Origin of the sequence: Umezawaea tangerina, from assembly GCF_003002815.1 — a bacterium.
Lineage (GTDB): Bacteria > Actinomycetota > Actinomycetes > Mycobacteriales > Pseudonocardiaceae > Umezawaea > Umezawaea tangerina.
Genome location: NZ_PVTF01000007.1, coordinates 488,647 through 504,964, shown reverse-complemented (window position 1 = coordinate 504,964; position 16,318 = coordinate 488,647). Strand labels below are relative to the sequence as shown.

Genomic DNA, 16,318 nt, shown 5'->3' with positions numbered 1-16,318 from the left:
CGACACCGGAAATGACCACGGCGTATCGATCACAAGCTGACCCAGCGACGCCGGAAGCAAGCAGACTGCCAGTGACGCCGAAACAGCCAGCCAGCTACCCAACGATGCTGGAAGCAGCAGACAAGTCACCCAGCGATGCTGGAAGCGAGCACGCTCGTCCGCTCGTGCGGTCGGCTTGACTTGGGGTTTTTGGGCTTAGACTTGCGGCGGCGGGCAGGCTCTACCACCTGCCCTTTTTCGCCCGACGAAGCCCAAAAAAGGGGCCCCAAGTCAAGCCGACCGCACCTAGGTCCGCTGTAGCGACACCGGGCGAGACAACACAGCAAATCCCCACAGCCGCCCGAGGCACCAGCACCCCCTACCAAGCCACAACCCCCGCACCATCGAACAACCCCCCACTCGGCCCGTCATCCGGCAAAGTCGCCAACCGGATCGCCACCCGAGCCCCCTCCTCCGCCGCACTGGTCCCACGAAAGCCGTTCAACTCCGTCGCCACATACCCAGGACAAGCACAGTTGACCTTCACCCCCACCAGCTCCTTGGCGTACTGAACGGTCACCGCGTTGAGGAACGTCTTCGTCGGCGAATACACCCCGTCCACCCCACCGAGCTCCACACCAGGCGCGGTCTGCAACGCCAACGACCCCACATGGCTCGACTGGTTCACAATCCGCGGGCTCCCGGAGCGCCGCAGCAGCGGCAACATCGCGTTGGTCACCCGGATCACGCCGAGCACGTTCGTCTCCACCACGTCCCGCACCGCGTCCACCGACATCGTCGACGGCACAGCGGGCCACGGCCCCGCGACACCCGCGTTGTTCACCAGCACGTCCAACCGCCCGGCACGCTCCTCCACCAACGCCGCGGCGGCAGCCACGCTCGCGTCATCGGTCACGTCCAGCGGCACGCCGAACGCGTCCACCCCCGCCGCGCGCAGCTTCTCCACGGCGTCATCGCGCCGCTGCCCGTCCCGCGCCCCGACCCCGACGCTCCACCCCAGCGCGCCCAGCCCCGCCGCGATCTCGTACCCGATCCCCTTGTTCGCGCCGGTGACCAACGCGATCGTCCGCTCACTCATGACTCGATCGTGACCGCGCACCGACGGGACACCAACACCGTCTGGGTGGTGCGACGATACCCTGCGGATATCGATCCGCGGGTAGGCTGAAACCCGTGGAGACGCGGGAGTTGCGGTACTTCGTCGCGGTCGCCGAGGAGCTGCACTTCGGTCGGGCGGCCCAACGGCTGGGCATCGCCCAGCCGCCGTTGTCGCGGACGATCGCCCAGCTCGAACACCGGCTCGGGGTCGCGCTGCTGGAACGCACCAGCCGCAAGGTCTCGTTGACCGAGGCCGGGTCCGTGCTGCTGACCGAGGGCCGCGCGATCCTCGGCGCGCTGGCCGCCACCGAACGGCGGACCCAGCAGGCCGCGACCAGCAGGCCGTCGTTGGTCCTGGCCACCAAGGCGGGCGCTTCCGGCGAGCTGCTGGCGAAGCTGCTCGACGCCTACGCCGCCGAACCGGACGCGGTCGCCGTCGACCTGCTGCTGTGCGAATCCCAACCCCAGCGGCCGCTGCACGACGGGCGCGCCGACGTGGCGCTGCTGCACCTGCCGTTCGACTCGACGGCCGATCTGGACACCGAGATCCTGACCACCGAGAGCCAGGTCGCGGTGCTCCCGACCTCGCACCCGCTCGCGAGCAGGTCGCATCTGCGGACGGCCGACGTCAGCGCGCTGCCGGACCTGCCGCTCGCCCGCTGGCCCCGCGCCGACGGCAGCTACCCGGAGGGCCCCGGCGCGGAGGTGCACAACCAGACGCAGCTGTTCCAGCTGATCGCACTGGGCCGCACCACCGTGGTGCTCCCCGACTCCTGCCGCGCCAACCTGCTCGAAGGCCTCACCGCGGTGCCGGTGCTGGACGCGCCGCCGGTCACGACCGTCATCGCCTGGCCGCCGCACAGCCGCTCGCGGGCGCTGGCCGACCTCGTCCGCGTCGCCACGCAGCGCTGAGCCCGCGCCGGGCGCGGCTCAGTAGGCCATGAACAGGATCTCGTCGCGCGAGTAGTCGTGGCCGGGGTGGTTCTCCTTGAGGTGCTGCTGGGTCTTCGCCACGAGGTCGTCCTCGTCGTCGCCGGTGATCCGCTCACCGCACGGGCAGCTGATGTTCTTCTTCATGTCGACCTCCGCTGGTGATCTCCGATCCGACTGTACTCAGGTTCGCCGGACGTCGATCAGGACGCTGCGGGACCCCGTCGGGCCCCGAGCCCCACCACCGCCACCCCGGACCGACCGGGAGTCGCGCCCGCCACCCGGTCTACCTCGGCCTGACCGCACCGTCTTGCCCTCGACGCAACACCAGCCCGAGCAGGGAAAGCCCCGTGGCGCAACGACATCCGTGGCAGGAACTCGCCAGGCCGCCCGCAGCACCGGGAAGCCGTGCCGAAAACCCAGTCCCACCAGCGAAAACGGGCATTCCTGCTCAGCCGGACAGATCATTGCGGACCCGCGACGGCCTCGCTTACGTTCGCGGCGGCCCGTTCGCACCACCCCCCGAAGCACGGCTCTGACCTCCCGCGCCCCACGGCCGGGTGGACGGCGCCGAGTGAGGAGCCCGGTTCATGAAGGCGACCGCCACCTCCACCAGTGCCCCTCCTCTCGCGCCGGGCGGCGCACCGCTGCTCGGGCACGTCGTGCCCCTGTTGAGACACCCGTTGGCGTTCATGGACTCGCTGCGCCGCCACGGCCCCGTCGTGCGGATCATGCTCGGCCGCATCCCGGTGTTCGTCGTCACCGACGCGGGCCTCACGCACGAGATGCTGACCGCGCAGGCGTCCTCCTTCGGCAAGGGCGGCAGGCTGATCGAGGCGCTGAGCCGGTTCGCGGGCAACGGCTTGGCGACCGTGGCCGACGGCGACCTGCACCGCACCCAGCGCAGGCTGGTGCAGCCGATGTTCAGCCGGGCCTTCATCGCGGGCCGCGGCGACACCATGATCGAGGTCGCCAGGTCCGTCGTGGACGGGTGGGCGGCGGGCGAGCCGCGCGAGCTCCACGACGACATGCAGGAGCTGACGCTGTCGGTGTTCCTGGCCGCGCTGCTGGGAACCGAACCGCCCGAGGCGACCCGGCGCCGGATCCAGCGGGTGCTGCCGGACGTGATGGCGGGGACGATCCGGGCGACCATCCTGCCGCCGTGGCTCGGCTCGGTCCCCACACCGACGCAACGCCGCCAGCGCGACAGCTTCACGGAGCTGCGCGACGCCATCGGCGACCTCGTCGACGAACACCGGCGCCCCTTGCGGGACAAGGGGTTGCTCGACCTGCTGCTGGACGCCCGCGACCCGGACACGGGGCAGCCGATGAGCAGGCGCCAGCTGGAGGACGAGGTGATCACGTTCGTGACCACCAACGGCCAGGCGTCGACCGCGACCGTCCTCTGGGCACTGCACGAGATCGGCCGTCACCCCGCCGTCCGCGACCGGATCGTCGCCGAGCTCGACGAGGTGGCGCCCGGACGGCCGCTGGTCGGCGCGGACCTCGGGTCGCTGACCTACACCCGGCGGGTGGTGCACGAGGCGATGCGGCTCTACGGCCCGGCGTGGCTGCTGACCAGGACCGTGACGGCGCCCGCCAGCCTGGGCGGGTTCGACCTGCCGCAGGGCGCCACCGTCGTGTTCAGCCCGTACATCCTGCACCGCGATCCCGTGGTGTACCCGGATCCCGCGGCCTTCGACCCCGACCGGTGGTCGCCGGAGCGGGCGCGGTCGATCCCGCGGACGGCGTTCCAGCCGTTCGGCGGCGGGGCGCGGCAGTGCGTGGGCGAGTCGTTCGCCTGGAGCGAGATGGTCATCATCCTGGCGGAGACGACCAGGAGGTGGCGGATGGTCCCCGACCCCGCCGTCGTCCCCCGACCGGTGCCGCGGGTGACCATCCACCCCCACCGGCTGGTCATGACCCCGAGCGGGACCGGCCGATGACCGCCGTGCGCACGGCCGCGCCGGAGGTGCCGCCCCTCTACTGCCCGCTCCCCTCCGCCGTGCACCCGCTCGCCGCCGACATCGGACGGCGCAGCATCGCCTGGCTGGACGGGCTGGGGCTGTTCGAGCAGGAAGGCCTGCGGGAGCACATGATCCGCACCCGCGCCGCGGAGTGGGCGTGCCGGATCGCGCCCTTCGGCAGCGAGGAGCGGCTGCAGATCGTCTCGGACTGGACGCACCTGGGTTTCGCCATCGACGACTGCAGGTTCGACGCGGGCGCGCTGGTCGAGCGGCCGGGGGTCCTGATCCCGCTGATGATGCGGCTGATGCCCAACCTGGACCACCCGGAGGTGGCCGCCGACGACCCGTTCTCGGCCGGGTTCCGCGACCTGTCCGCCCGCGCGCGGGCCGCCGTGCCCGCCGCGGTGGTCCGCCGGTGGGTCGAGGGCAACATGGAGTGGTTCTTCGCGGTCGCCTGCCTGACCTCCTACCGGGTCTCCGGGTCGATGCCGTCGCTCGCCGACTACGTCAACCTCGGTCCCCGCGACCGCGCGATGAGGCTGACCGGGTCGCTGATCGAGATCGCGGAGGGCACTTACCTGCCCGACGAGGACCGTGAACGGCCCGAGGTCCGCGCCGCCACGCAGGCGGCCAACATGCTCGTCACGATCGGCAACGACCTGTACTCGCTGTCGAAGGAGACCGAGCACGACGTGCTGGAGTCCAACATCGTCGGCGTGATCGGGCACGAGGACGGCTGCGACGCGCCGGAGGCGGTCCGGCGCGCCGTAGCCTTGCACGACCGGATCATGTGCCGGTACCTGCGGCTGCGCCGTCGGATCGGGGCACGGGGCGGCGACCCGGTGCGGCGGCACCTGAGCCAGCTCGACCACCTCGTCCGCGGGAACCTGGAGTGGAGCGCCCGCGTCCCGCGCTACCGCCGCGCGGAGCACGGCGAGCGGACGTCCTCGCCGTGGGCCGACGTGCCGTCCGACGCGGACCCGACCGCGCCGCCCATCCCCGGTATCGCCTGGTGGTGGGACGAGATCGAGGAGGGCGCTCAGTCCCCGAACGCCGCCACGTAGGACGCCACGCGCGCCGCGGGCGTGGCGAGGGGCGTCACGACGGAGCCGTCGACGCTCAGCGGCGGGTCGAGCGGCACCTGGACCAGCCGCGCGGAGTCGGACCCGGTGGTCTGCTCGACGGGCAGCAGCGTCCAGCCCTCCGGGTCCTGGCCCACCTCGACCAGCACGTTGAGCGTGTCCACGACGGGTGGGCGCCGCGGTGCCTCCGGAAGGGCGGCCAGCACCGCGTCGTGCATCGGCGGGTCGGCCGCGCGGGTGAGGAGCCGCAGGCCGTCGGGGTCGAGGTCGTGCAGCCCGACGGCGGGCTTGCCCGCGGCGCGGTGCTCGCGGGACAGCACCACGTGGACGGGCTCGGACCAGGCGCGCACGACCGTCATCGCGGTGGACGTGAGGGTGCCGCGGACCAGTGCCAGGTCCAGCTCGCCGTCGCGGACGGCGTCCAGCCGCGCGGGCACCGGCAGGTCGACCAGGGTCGGCTCGGCGAGCTGTCCGCCCTCGCGCAGGCGGGTGAGCGCGCGGTCGACGCGCGGGGTGAAGCAGGTCGCCATCCCGATCCGCAGGGACGCGGCCGACTCCCTGGCGACCACCCGCACGCGCGCCGCCGCGGCCAGGGTCGCGCGGGCCGTGACGAGCACCCGTTCACCGGCCGGGGTGAGCCGCACCCGGCGTGAGGTGCGGTCGAACAGGCGCGCGCCGAGCTCGCTCTCCAGCCGGGTGATCTGCTGGCTCACCGCGGGCTGCACGATCCGCAGCCGCTCGGCGGCCCGGCCGAAGTGCAGCTCCTCGGCCACGGTCACGAAGTAGTGCAGCGCCCTGAGTTCCACTCCTCTGATCTATCACACGATGTGATCACTGCCGAGCCGGAACGGCCGTTGTCGGCTAGGACCGCTCCGGATGGGATTGGGCGGAAGCCCCACCCGAACGGAGAACCCGAACGTGAGTACAACAACCGTCGGCATCATCGGCACCGGCTCGGTCGGCGCAGGGGTCGCCCGGCTCGCCGTCGACGCGGGCCTGGAGGTCGTCCTGGCCAACTCGCGCGGCCCGGAGACGCTGACCGCCCTGATCGCCGGGCTCGGCGACCAGGCCCGCGCGGCCACCCCCGCCGAGGCGGCGCGCGCCGCCGACCTCGTCCTCGCCGCCGTGCCGCTGTCCGTCCACGAACGGCTGCCCCGCGCGGAGCTGGCGGGCAAGACCGTCATCGACCCGATGAACTACGTGCCGACCCCGGCGTGGCGGTCCGCGGAGCTGGACGGCGACGAGCTGACCTCCAGCGGGCTGGTGCAGCGCCATCTGGCGGACTCGCGCGTCGTGAAGGCGTTCCACTCGATCGGCCCGAAGCAGCTGCTGGACCTGCGCCTCCCGACCGGCGCCCCGGACCGGACCGCGCTGCCGCTGTCCGGCGACGACCCGGCCGCCAAGGCGGAGGTGGCGGCGCTGCTGGACGCCCTCGGCTTCGACGCGGTGGACCTCGGCGGGCTCGCGGACAGCTGGCGCGGCGAGCCCAACACCCCGCTCTACTGCATGCCCTACGTCGGCACGCCGCCCGCGGACCTCTCCGTGCCCGAGCTCGTGGCGTGGGTCCAGGCAGCACCCGGCGTGCCCGTGTCCGCGGCGCGGGTGGAGGACCTGGCCGCCGCCGCGGTGCGCGGGCCCGCCGGGTTCCGGCTGTAGCGCGGCGGGGCCCGTCCACGTCGTCCGCGGACGGGCCCCTGGCTCACACCGGCTCGCCGAACCACCGGCGGGCGGCCCGCCCGAACGCCTCCCGGTCCGGCTCGCGGTCACCCGCCCAGGCGACGACGCCGTCGGGGCGGACGAGCACGGCGCCGTGGCCGAGGTCGTTCCTGGCGGGTCCGGCGACGTACCGGATCCGGTCCTCCCAGCCCGCCGCCGAGTCGCGGAGGCGGTGGTCGGCGGTGAAGTCGAGCACCACGCCCCGGCCGTCCTGGAGCAGGTCGCCCAAGCGGGTGCCCTCCCGGAGCCGGAACTCCGGGGCGTTGCGGCCGACCAGCGGGTCGTCCTCGCCGAGGTCGTAGCGGATCGACAGCCCGGACAGCCGGTCGTGCACGTAGGTCGTCCCGTCGCGGGTCCCGAGCAGGTCGCGCAGCACGCCCAGCAGCGCCGGGGTGTGGGGACCCGGCGCGATGGCGGCCACCTGGGCGCGCGACCAGTCCAGCACCCGCGCGCCGACCGGGTGGCGTTCGGCGGTGTAGGTGTCCAGGAGGCCGTCGGGGGCGTCGCCTCGCACGGTGGCCGCGAGCTTCCACCCGAGGTTCACGGCGTCACCGATGCCCAGGTTGAGCCCCTGGCCTCCCAACGGGGAGTGGATGTGGGCGGCGTCGCCCGCGAGCAGCACGCGTCCCCTGCGGTAGGTGGTGGTCTGCATCGCCCGGTCGGTGAACGTCGAGGCGAGGCGGATCCCGTCCAGCGTCACGTCCACACCGGACACCCGGCGCATGACCTCCTGGAGGTGCTCGCGGGTCGGCGGCCGCGACCGGTCGTAGGCGCCGCCGTCGAAGTCCTGCACGGCGAGGTGCCCTGGGAATGGCATCCGCAGGTACATGCCCCTCGGGGTCAGCGTGAACCCCTGGCGCAGCCGCTCGGCGTCGGGGGAGTCGGCGTGCATGACGTAGCCGGTGAACATCGGGTCGGTGCCGACGAAGTCGAAGCCCGCCAGACCCCGCACCGCGCTGCGCCCGCCGTCGCAGCCGACGAGCCAGCGCGCCGCGTGCTCGTGCTCACCGTCGTGCGCGATGACGCCCTCGTCGTCCTGGGTGACGGCCGAGACGGCCACGCCGCGCCTGATCTCCACGCCGAGCTTCGCGGCCCGCTCGGCCAGCACGGACTCGACCGCCTCCAGGCTGGTCATCACGCCCTCCAGCGCGGGGCCGGGGAGCCGGAACGGCAGGCTGTCGACGTCGACGTCGGCCGGGTCGAGCATCATCCCACCGAAGTGGCCCGCACTGCGGGGCGGCGGTGCCTCGTCCTCGGCGGCGGCCGACTCGACGTCGAGGTCGGTGCCGGGAGCGGCGTTGCCGCCCGACGCCGTCAGCAGCCGCGGCAGCATCCCGCGGCGGTGGAAAGCCTCGACCGACCCGGCGGACAGGCCCCGCATCCCCAACGGGTAGGCCCTCCACGGGGTGGTGGGCTCGGGCTCGCGTTCGAGCACCAGGACGGAGCAGCCCGCGAGGCCCAGCTCGCAGGCGAGGAACAGGCCGACCGGGCCCGCGCCCACGACCAGTACGTCGTGCATGGGAGTTCCCCCTTCTTCGAAGTTCGTCGATGTGCCGGTGGAGAAGGCCGCGTCACCCGGACAGCGGCAGGTCCGCGGAGTCACCGGGGTCCGGTGGCCTCGATCGCCGCTGACGCGCCGGGGTCGTGTCCACGAAGGACGGCGACGGCTCGGACGGGTGGGTCGTGAAGCCCCACCTCGGGCCGTGGTCGGTCACCGGCCGCCCCAGCCCGCGACCTCCGCGGTGCCGAAGAAGGCGATCAGGTCCTCGACGGCGGCCTCGCCCGCGAACCGCGCGTTGGTGTCGGCACTGCGCGGGAACATGGCGCGCTCGTACTCCGCGAACGCGGTCTCGACGTCGTCGGGGTGCGCGGCGATGGCCTCGCCCAGCTCGGCGCCGTCGAGCATCGCCAGGTTGGCGCCCTCGCCGTTCGGCGCCGCGAGGTGGGCCGCGTCGCCAACCAGGGTCGCCCCCGGCACCCGGTCCCAGGTGCTGCCCGGCGGCAGGGCGTGGAAGGGGCGGTGCACCGGTGGCGTGTCGCTGTCGGTGATGAGCGCGGTCAGCTCCGGCGCCCAGCCGTCGAACTCCGCCACGACCCGCTCGGCCACCGCGTCGGCGTCGGTGAAGTCGATGTCGGCGAACCAGTCCAGCGGCCTGGTGAGCGAGATGTAGCCGTGCAGGGTGTCGCCCCGCTCCCGGTGGGCGTGGATCGCCCGGTCCGCCCCCGTCGCGATCAGCGAGCCCCCACCGACCACCCGCGCGGTGGCCGGGTGCCGGGTGTCGGCGTCGAACAGGTAGGTCTCGACGAACGACTCCCCCGTGTACCGCGGGGTCGCGGTGGTGAGCAGCGGCCGCACCCGCGACCACGCGCCGTCCGCGCCGACCAGCACGTCGGTGACGACCGCGTCGCCATCGGCGAAGGTCACCTCGTGGCGGCCCTCCTCCAGGGCCCGGACACCGCCCACCTTGCGTCCCCAGTGGACGGTGCCCTCCGGCAGCGAGTCGAGCAGCAACCGGCGCAGCTCACCGCGCTGCACCTCGGGACGACCACCCGTGCCGTCGTCTCCCTTGTCGAACAGGGCGTTCCCGTCCCGGTCGACGATCCGGACCGCCTGGCGGCCCTCCAGCACGAGCGCGCGGAACTCGTCGGTCAGCCGGGCGGCCCGGACGGCGAGCTGCCCGTTGTAGTCGTGGATGTCGAGCATCCCGCCCTGCGTGCGCGCCGCGGGCGAGGCTTCCGCCTCGTGGACGGTGCACGGGATGCCGTGGACGTGCAGGACGCGGGCCAGGGTGAGGCCGCCGAGTCCGGCACCGATGATCGTGACGTGGCTGGTCATGTGCTCCTCCTTCGGTTCGAGGCCTCCGAAGGCTGACGCGTGCCGCTCACACCGGGTGCACAGCGCGCTCACACGGCCTCACGCCCTGGTTTGGGGACTCGGGGGCGGGCAGGCGAAGATCGTGGGATGGACGGGGACACGCGGCTGCGCGCCACGCTGCTCGGCGCCTTCCGGGTGTCCCGCGGTGAGGTCGACCTGCCCGTCGCGGGCGCGCGGCTGCAAGGCCTGCTCGTGCGGCTGGCGCTGGCCGGTGGCCGTGCGGTCGAGCAGGGGGTGCTGGTCGACGCGATCTGGGCCGAGGACCCGCCCGCCGACCCGGCCCACGCCCTGCAGGCCCTCGTCTCGCGGCTGCGCCGGGCCCTCGGGTCGGCGGGCGACGTCGAGCAGGCCTCGGGCGGCTACCGACTGGCCGTGGACGACGCCGACGTGGACGCGCCGCGGTTCGAACGGCTGGCCGCCGCGGGCCGCGACCACCTGCGCGCGGGTGACCCGAACGCCGCGGCGGAGGTCCTCGGCGAGGCCGTCGCGCTGTGGGGCGACCGCCCCGGTGCCGAGCCCACGGCCGTCGTCGCCGTGGCACCCGCCGCCGCGACCCGGCTGGCCCACGCCTCGGTCGAGGCCGTCGCCGACCTCGCCGCCGCGGAGCTGTCCCTCGGGCGGGCCGACGCCTCCACCGTCCGCCTGACCGCCCTGCTCGCCGAGCACCCCGTGCACGAGCGGGCGGCCGCGCTGCTGATGGACGCGCTCGCCGTCCAGGGTCGGCAGGCCGACGCGCTGGCGGTGTACGAACGGGTCCGCGAGGCGCTGGCCGACGTCCTCGGCACCGACCCCGGTGCCGCCCTGCGCGAGCGCCACCTGCGCCTGCTGCGCGCCGAGCCACCCACCCCCGCCCCGGCCGCGGTCGCGCCGACCCGTCCCAGCACCCTGCCCACCCCGTTGACCAGTTTCATCGGCCGTGAGGACGACCTGGCCAGGATCACCGCGCTGCTCGCCGCCGGGCGCCTGGTCACCGTGCTCGGCCCCGGCGGAGCGGGCAAGACGCGCCTGGCCGTCGAGGCCGTCCGCTCGCACCGCCACGACCACCGGGACGGCACCTGGATGGTCGACCTCGCCTCGGTCACCGAGCCCGCCAAGGTGGGCGCGGCCGTGCTCGCCGGGATCGGGCTGCGCGGCGGCGCGATGTTCGAGGCGCGAGTGCGGCTCAGGGGCGACGAGCTGGACGTGCTCGTCGACCAGCTCGGCGGCCGGGAGTGCCTGCTGCTGGTGGACAACTGCGAGCACCTGGTCGACGCCGTAGCCCACCTGCTCACCGGGCTGCTCACCCGCTGCCCCTCGTTGCGCGTGCTCGCCACCAGCCGCGAACCCCTGGCCGTGGACGGCGAAGCCCTCGTGCCACTGGGCCCGCTCGCCCTGCCCGACCCGGACGACGACGTCGAACAGGCGCGCAAGGCGGCGTCGGTGCGCCTGTTCACCGAACGGGCCGCCGCCGTGCGCCCCGGTTTCACCGTGGACGCCACGACCCTGCCCGACGTCCTGCGCGTGGTGCGCGGCCTGGACGGGATGCCCCTGGCCCTCGAACTGGCCGCCGCCCGCCTGCGCACCCTGTCCCTGCCCGAACTGGCCGACGGGCTCTCCGACCGCTTCCGCCTGCTCACCACCGGAAGCCGCACCGCACTCCCCCGCCACCGCACCCTGCGCGCCGTCATCGCCTGGAGCTGGGAGCTGTTGAGCGAGCCGGAACGCACGGTCGCCGAACGCGTCTCGATCCTGCCGGGCGGCGTCACCCCGGACTCGGCCGCCGCGGTCTGCGCGGGTACCGCGGTGCGGGCCGACGGGATCCCCGAGCTGCTGGCGGGCCTGGTCGACCGGTCGCTGCTCCAGCTGGCGCCCGACCCCGGCCGCTACCGGATGCTGGAGACCATCCGCGAGTACGGCACCGAACGCCTCGCCGAGGCGGACGACCTGGGTGCCGTGCGCGACCTGGCCGCAGGCTATTCCGCCGGGCTGATGGCCCGGTACGACCCGCTGCTGCGCGGACCGGGCCAGCTGACGGCGTTGCGGGTCGTCAGCGCCGAGTACGACAACACCCTGGCGGCCCTGCGCAGGCGGTGCGACACCGGCGACGCCGACGGCGCGGTCGCCCTCGTGCTGACCCTGACCTGGTACTGGCAGATGTTCGGCCGCCACCCCGACGCGGCCTACTGGCTGGGCGAGGCGCTGGCGGTGCCCGGTGGACGGCCGTCGCCGGACCGGGACTGCGCCCTGGCGGTCCACCTGCTCAACCGGGTCGACCCCAGACCGGGGATGAGCGCGCAGGACGCCGAGGCCGACCGGGCGCGGGTGCGCGAGCTGGCCGACCGGCTGCTCGCCCACCCGGAGCTGCCTGGACCGCACGGCCTGCTCAGCGCGTTCACGTTGGCGCTGCTGGAGAAGGTGGACGCCGCGGTCGCGGCCATCGAGCGCGAGACCGACGGCGAGGACCTGTGGCTGTCGGGGCTGGCCCGCATGCTCCGGGCCGAGTACGCGGAGAACTCCGGCGACCTCGACCGGGTCCGCACCGACGTGGAGGAGGCGATCACCCGCTTCCGGCAGGCCGGTGACCGCTGGGGCCAGGCCACCGTGCTGCCGATGCGCGCCCAGCTGCGGCAGTACGACGACGACCTCGACGGCGCTCTCGCCGACCTGCGCGAGGCCCGCTCGCTGGCGGGCGAGTTCGGCTCCCTCAGCCTCGGCGACGAGGTGTTCGTCGACCTGCGCTGGGTCGACCTGCACCTGCGCCGGGGCGACACCGACCTGGCGCTCGCCATGATCGACTCGGCGCGGGAGCGGGCGCGCCCCGCCCACTCCCCGGCGACGGTGATCCTGGTCGACGCGTGGGAGGCCGACTTCCGGATCCGGGTCGGCGACCTGGACCGGGCTCGCGAACTGCTCGACGAGGCCGACCTGGGCCTGCGCGACCACCCCAGCTTTCCCGGCGACCACGCCCTGACGTTGACCAGCAGCGTCCGCTCCGCGCTCTGCCTGGCGCTGGGCGACCTGCCCGGCGCGCACCGGGCGCTGACGACCGCCTACGCCACCGCGCTGGTGATCGACGACCTGCCGCTGCTGTCCGTCGTCGCGGTGCACGTGGCCGCACTGGCCGAGGCGCGCGGACTGCACCACGAGACCGCCGTGCTGCTCGGCGCCGCCTCCCGGCTGCGCGGCACCCACGACCGCACCGACGGACAGGTCCGCGACCTCACCCGTCACGGCCGGGCCGCGCTGGGCGAGGACGCCTTCGCCGCCGCGTACTCCAAGGGCTGGGAGCTGGACCGGGCGACGGCGCTGGCCGAGGCCGACCCGGCCCGGTTGGGCCGGTAGCCCGGCGCCCGCGCGACCCGGACCGGTCACCCCGGCTCAGGAGAACATCTCGGCGAGCAGCTCCGGCCCGATCGGGATGGGCGCGGGGCGGTAGGCGGGCGGGCGCACGCCCATCAGCTCGCGGACCAGGAAGTCCCAGCAGTGCTTGCGGACGTAGGACAGGCAGTCGATGAAGGTGTGCTCGGCACCCGGCACGACCAGCAGCTCGAAGTCCTTGTCCGCGGCGACGAGCCGGTCCGCGAGCCGCATCGTGTGGTGCGGGTGCACCTGGTCGTCCATCTCGCCGTGGACGAGCAGGAGCCTGCCCCTCAACCGGTCCGCGCTGTCCACAGTGGAGGAACGCGCCCAGGTCCCGGGAACGTCGGCACCGTCGTAGGTCTCCACGAAACCGGGGTTGAAGCAGCGGGGGTCGTGCGACCCGGAGAGCGCCGCCCCGACCTGGTACACGTCGGGGAAGTCCAGCAGCGCGCGGACGGCGGCGAACCCGCCGCCGGAGTGGCCGAAAGCGCCCACGCGGTCGAGGTCCATCCACGGCCGGGTCTCGGCGAGCTGCCGCAGCGCCGCGACGTGGTCGGCCAGCCCGCCCGCGTCGGCGAGCCTGCCGTAGGAGGCGTCGTGGAAGGCCTTGCCGCGACCGGGCGTGCCGCGACCGTCCAGCGCCACCACCACGAAACCCAGTGCGGCCAAGGGCTCCGCGTCCAGGCCCATGCCGCCGGGGTCGAAGGACGGGGCGACCCTGGTGACCTGCGGGCCGGGGTAGAGGGTGTCGACGACCGGGTAGCTCTGGGCGGGGTCGAAGCCGTGCGGCCGGTACAGCACGCCGTAGACGTCGGTGACCCCGTCGGCCGCCTTGACGCGGAACCGTTCCGGCGGCGTCCAGCCGAGTGCGGTGAGCCCGGTGACGTCCGCGCGTTCCAGCTCGACCAGCACGCGCCCGGACCAGTCGCGGACCGAGGTCACCGGCGGGGTGTCCACAGTGGACGCCGAGTCGAGGAACCACTCCCCGTTCCCCGACGGGGTGACGACGTGGTCCAGCCCGTCGTCGGTGACCACCGCGAAGCCGGAGCCGTCCAGCCCGACCCGGCACGCGGTGCGCCGGTACGGGTCCTCCTCGACCAACCCGGTCGCCGTGAAGTGGACCACCCGTTCGGACTCGTCGACGCGCAGGACCTGGCGCACCGCCCACTCCCCCGAGGTGACCTGCCCGAGCAGGTCCCCGGTGCGCAGGTCGTACCGGTACAGGTGCCCCTGGCCGTCCCGCTGCGAGTACCACAGCACCTCGTCGGCCAGCACCCGCACGATCGGCGGCTCGTAGAGCCACTGGGTGGGCTCGACGCGGGTGGCGCCGGTCTCGCTGAGCACGGTCGTGACCTCGCCGGTGGCCGGGTCCAGCCTGCGCAGGGAGAGCGTGCGCGCGTCGCGCGACCGGTCGAGGTAGTACACCGCCGAGCCGTCCGGCGCCCACCACGCCCACCCTGCCGTGATCGGCGACGTGGTCGGCATCAGCAGCGGCTCCGCCTGCGCCCGGACCACCGCCCCCTCGGCGACGTCCAGCACTACCAGCTCGGCCAGCGGCAGGTGCTCGTCGCCCGCGTGGGCGTACCGCTGGGTGTGCGTCACCGGGGCGCCGCCGTCGGCGGGCCTGGCCTGCACCAGGTGGGCGAGCCGGACGGCGCGCTCGTCGGTCCGGTGCGCCAGCACCTTCGTGGAGTCCGGCGACCAGGCCACCGCGGGCGGCAGGTGCGGCAGGCCGAACTTGCGCAGCAGGGTGCCGTTGCCGGTGGCGGCGGGTCCGGGGCCGTAGCGGTGGTCGGGTGCGCCGTCGGTCGTCAACGGCCACTCGCGGCCGTCGGTGAGCGACCGCGCCCACAGGTCGTGACCCCGTTGGGAGACGGCGACCTTCCCGTCGGGCGACGGCACGTCCAGCGGGTTGCCCGGCGGCGTGAACTCGGCCCGTTCGCAGGTGCGGCCCTCCGGGTCGCAGCGCCAGTACTCGCCGAACGCGGCGAACTCCACGGCGTTCCCGGTCAGCTCGATCGCTGTGAACGGCAGGGCTTCCGGGTCGACCCGCTGCCCGGAGGCGGAGGCCAACGCGGCGGCGAGCCGGGGGTGGTCGAAGGCGGGTCCACGGGTGCCCGCGGCGGGGTCCACGAGCACGAACCGGCTGCCGGTACCGGTGCTCACCGGGTACCAGAAGCGGGAACCGCCGTCGACCCACCGCGGCCGGACCTTGTCGCCGACGACCAGCTCGCCGGGGGCGGCCGGTCGACGCAGGAGCTTCTCCGCGGCCTGGTAGTGCTCGGTGGTGCTCATCCTCGTTGGTCCTTCCTCGGTTCCCGCGCAGGACGATGCCGCGGTGGCAGGCGTTCGGCGGGAGCTTCTTGCTCGATGTTTCTGACATCACAAACGCTACGTTGCGTTTGCGGAACTCACAACGCCAACGTTGCTTTACAGGGTCATATATGCAGCTCAAAGACTTGACATCATTGCAATGGGTCTGATTTCAACGCAACAAGTCCTTCGTTCTCGTTGCAACAGATCGAGAGTGAACGCTATGCTGCCGCTCCCGATGGAGCAGTGAGGAGACCGCGATGCCGGGAGGCAGGCTCACCCAGGAGGAACGCAGGCGGATCGCGCTGGGCCTGGCCGACGGCCTCGCCTACGCCGAGATCGCCCGGCGCCTCGACCGCCCGACCTCGACGATCACCCGCGAGGTGCTGCGCAACGGCGGCCTCACCGGCTACCGCGCCGACCTGGCCCACCACGCCACCGAGCGCCGCGCCCACCGCCGCAGGCAGGCCGCGCCCCGCGGACCGCGAGCACACCCGCAGCCCCACGGGCGCGACGCCGAGGCCTTGCGGGAGTACGAGGAGTCGTTCACCGCCCTGCTCATGCGATCGGGCCTGCCCAGGATGACCGCGCGGGTGCTGACCAGCCTCTACACCACCGACGCCGGCACGCTCACCGCCGCCGAACTGGTCGCCCGCCTCCAGGTCAGCAGCGCGTCGATCTCCAAGTCGGTCGCGTTCCTGGAGGGCCAGGGCCTCGTCCGCCGGGAGCGCGACGACCGCCGCCGCGAGCACTACATCGTCGACGACGACGTCTGGTACCAGTCGATGATGGCCACCGTCCGCTCCAACGCGATGCTCGCCGAGACCGCGCGGCAGGGCGTGAGCGTGCTCGGCGCCGACACCCCGGCCGCCGTGCGCCTGGCGAACATCGCCCGGTTCGTCGACTTCGTCGGCGAGAGCATCACCCGCGCCGCCGAGCAGGGCCGCGAGATCCTGTCCGCGAAGACCGCCCCGGACACCTCCGACCGCGGGTAGCCG

The 16,318-nt window shown here is 73.8% G+C and carries 12 protein-coding genes; 6 read left to right on the top strand and 6 right to left on the bottom strand.

Annotated elements, in window-relative coordinates; translation table 11 throughout:
* Positions 1–358: 358 nt before the first annotated feature.
* Positions 359–1,078 (bottom strand): SDR family NAD(P)-dependent oxidoreductase, encoded by a 720-nt coding sequence (locus tag CLV43_RS25095; protein ID WP_106189708.1) that lies wholly within the window; start codon positions 1,076–1,078, stop codon positions 359–361.
* Between the two features lie 95 nt (positions 1,079–1,173).
* Between CLV43_RS25095 and CLV43_RS25090 the strand changes: the two genes are divergently transcribed.
* Entirely contained in the window at positions 1,174–2,010 is an 837-nt protein-coding gene (locus tag CLV43_RS25090; RefSeq protein WP_106189707.1) for a LysR family transcriptional regulator, read from the top strand.
* Positions 2,011–2,028: 18 nt separating this feature from the next.
* Here the strand turns inward: CLV43_RS25090 and CLV43_RS25085 are convergent, their stop codons facing one another.
* The gene (locus tag CLV43_RS25085) at positions 2,029–2,175 is read right to left on the bottom strand and encodes a DUF1059 domain-containing protein (RefSeq protein ID WP_106189706.1); all 147 of its coding nucleotides are present in this window, start codon (positions 2,173–2,175) and stop codon (positions 2,029–2,031) included.
* A 443-nt stretch (positions 2,176–2,618) separates the two neighbouring features.
* Between CLV43_RS25085 and CLV43_RS25080 the strand changes: the two genes are divergently transcribed.
* Both CLV43_RS25080 and CLV43_RS25075 read left to right on the top strand, forming a co-directional pair.
* Positions 2,619–3,974: a cytochrome P450 gene (locus CLV43_RS25080; protein ID WP_106189705.1), complete on the top strand. Its 1,356-nt coding sequence runs from the start codon at positions 2,619–2,621 to the stop codon at positions 3,972–3,974.
* Positions 3,971–5,059 carry a terpene synthase family protein gene (locus CLV43_RS25075; RefSeq protein ID WP_106189704.1) on the top strand — a complete coding sequence of 363 codons (1,089 nt, stop codon included), beginning with the start codon at positions 3,971–3,973 and terminating at the stop codon, positions 5,057–5,059. Before CLV43_RS25080 ends, CLV43_RS25075 begins: the two co-directional genes overlap by 4 nt.
* On the opposite strand, the gene CLV43_RS25070 is transcribed toward CLV43_RS25075, so the two are convergent.
* The gene (locus CLV43_RS25070) at positions 5,035–5,883 is read right to left on the bottom strand and encodes a LysR family transcriptional regulator (protein WP_106189703.1); all 849 of its coding nucleotides are present in this window, start codon (positions 5,881–5,883) and stop codon (positions 5,035–5,037) included. The two genes, CLV43_RS25075 and CLV43_RS25070, sit on opposite strands and share 25 nt — an antisense overlap.
* 70 nt (positions 5,884–5,953) lie before the next feature.
* Here CLV43_RS25070 and CLV43_RS25065 point away from each other — a divergent pair, with 70 nt between their 5' ends.
* Positions 5,954–6,733 carry an NADPH-dependent F420 reductase gene (locus CLV43_RS25065; RefSeq protein WP_106189702.1) on the top strand — a complete coding sequence of 260 codons (780 nt, stop codon included), beginning with the start codon at positions 5,954–5,956 and terminating at the stop codon, positions 6,731–6,733.
* Positions 6,734–6,776: 43 nt separating this feature from the next.
* On the opposite strand, the gene CLV43_RS25060 is transcribed toward CLV43_RS25065, so the two are convergent.
* Entirely contained in the window at positions 6,777–8,312 is a 1,536-nt protein-coding gene (locus tag CLV43_RS25060; RefSeq protein ID WP_106189701.1) for an FAD-dependent oxidoreductase, read from the bottom strand.
* Positions 8,313–8,504: 192 nt separating this feature from the next.
* Positions 8,505–9,629, bottom strand: coding sequence for an FAD-dependent oxidoreductase (locus tag CLV43_RS25055; RefSeq protein ID WP_106189700.1), 1,125 nt, complete (start codon positions 9,627–9,629; stop codon positions 8,505–8,507).
* Positions 9,630–9,755: 126 nt separating this feature from the next.
* Here CLV43_RS25055 and CLV43_RS25050 point away from each other — a divergent pair, with 126 nt between their 5' ends.
* Entirely contained in the window at positions 9,756–12,989 is a 3,234-nt protein-coding gene (locus CLV43_RS25050; protein WP_106189699.1) for an AfsR/SARP family transcriptional regulator, read from the top strand.
* A gap of 36 nt (positions 12,990–13,025) precedes the next feature.
* Here CLV43_RS25050 and CLV43_RS25045 read toward each other — a convergent pair whose 3' ends face one another.
* On the bottom strand, positions 13,026–15,302 hold the full coding sequence (locus CLV43_RS25045) for a S9 family peptidase (protein ID WP_106189698.1): 2,277 nt from the start codon (positions 15,300–15,302) through the stop codon (positions 13,026–13,028).
* A gap of 278 nt (positions 15,303–15,580) precedes the next feature.
* Between CLV43_RS25045 and CLV43_RS25040 the strand changes: the two genes are divergently transcribed.
* A complete protein-coding gene (locus CLV43_RS25040; protein ID WP_106189697.1) occupies positions 15,581–16,315 on the top strand; it encodes a GbsR/MarR family transcriptional regulator in 735 nt (244 codons plus the stop codon).
* Positions 16,316–16,318 lie beyond the last annotated feature (3 nt).

What these genes read in the sequence shown, in the direction of transcription:
- CLV43_RS25095 (WP_106189708.1), bottom strand. Translation starts at nt 1,078, where the DNA reads ATGAGTGAGCGGACGATCGCGTTGGTCACCGGCGCGAACAAGGGGATC.
- CLV43_RS25085 (WP_106189706.1), bottom strand. Translation starts at nt 2,175, where the DNA reads ATGAAGAAGAACATCAGCTGCCCGTGCGGTGAGCGGATCACCGGCGAC.
- CLV43_RS25080 (WP_106189705.1), top strand. Translation starts at nt 2,619, where the DNA reads ATGAAGGCGACCGCCACCTCCACCAGTGCCCCTCCTCTCGCGCCGGGC.
- CLV43_RS25075 (WP_106189704.1), top strand. Translation starts at nt 3,971, where the DNA reads ATGACCGCCGTGCGCACGGCCGCGCCGGAGGTGCCGCCCCTCTACTGC.
- CLV43_RS25065 (WP_106189702.1), top strand. Translation starts at nt 5,954, where the DNA reads ATGGGATTGGGCGGAAGCCCCACCCGAACGGAGAACCCGAACGTGAGT.
- CLV43_RS25060 (WP_106189701.1), bottom strand. Translation starts at nt 8,312, where the DNA reads ATGCACGACGTACTGGTCGTGGGCGCGGGCCCGGTCGGCCTGTTCCTC.
- CLV43_RS25055 (WP_106189700.1), bottom strand. Translation starts at nt 9,629, where the DNA reads ATGACCAGCCACGTCACGATCATCGGTGCCGGACTCGGCGGCCTCACC.
- CLV43_RS25050 (WP_106189699.1), top strand. Translation starts at nt 9,756, where the DNA reads ATGGACGGGGACACGCGGCTGCGCGCCACGCTGCTCGGCGCCTTCCGG.
- CLV43_RS25045 (WP_106189698.1), bottom strand. Translation starts at nt 15,302, where the DNA reads ATGAGCACCACCGAGCACTACCAGGCCGCGGAGAAGCTCCTGCGTCGA.
- CLV43_RS25040 (WP_106189697.1), top strand. Translation starts at nt 15,581, where the DNA reads ATGCCGGGAGGCAGGCTCACCCAGGAGGAACGCAGGCGGATCGCGCTG.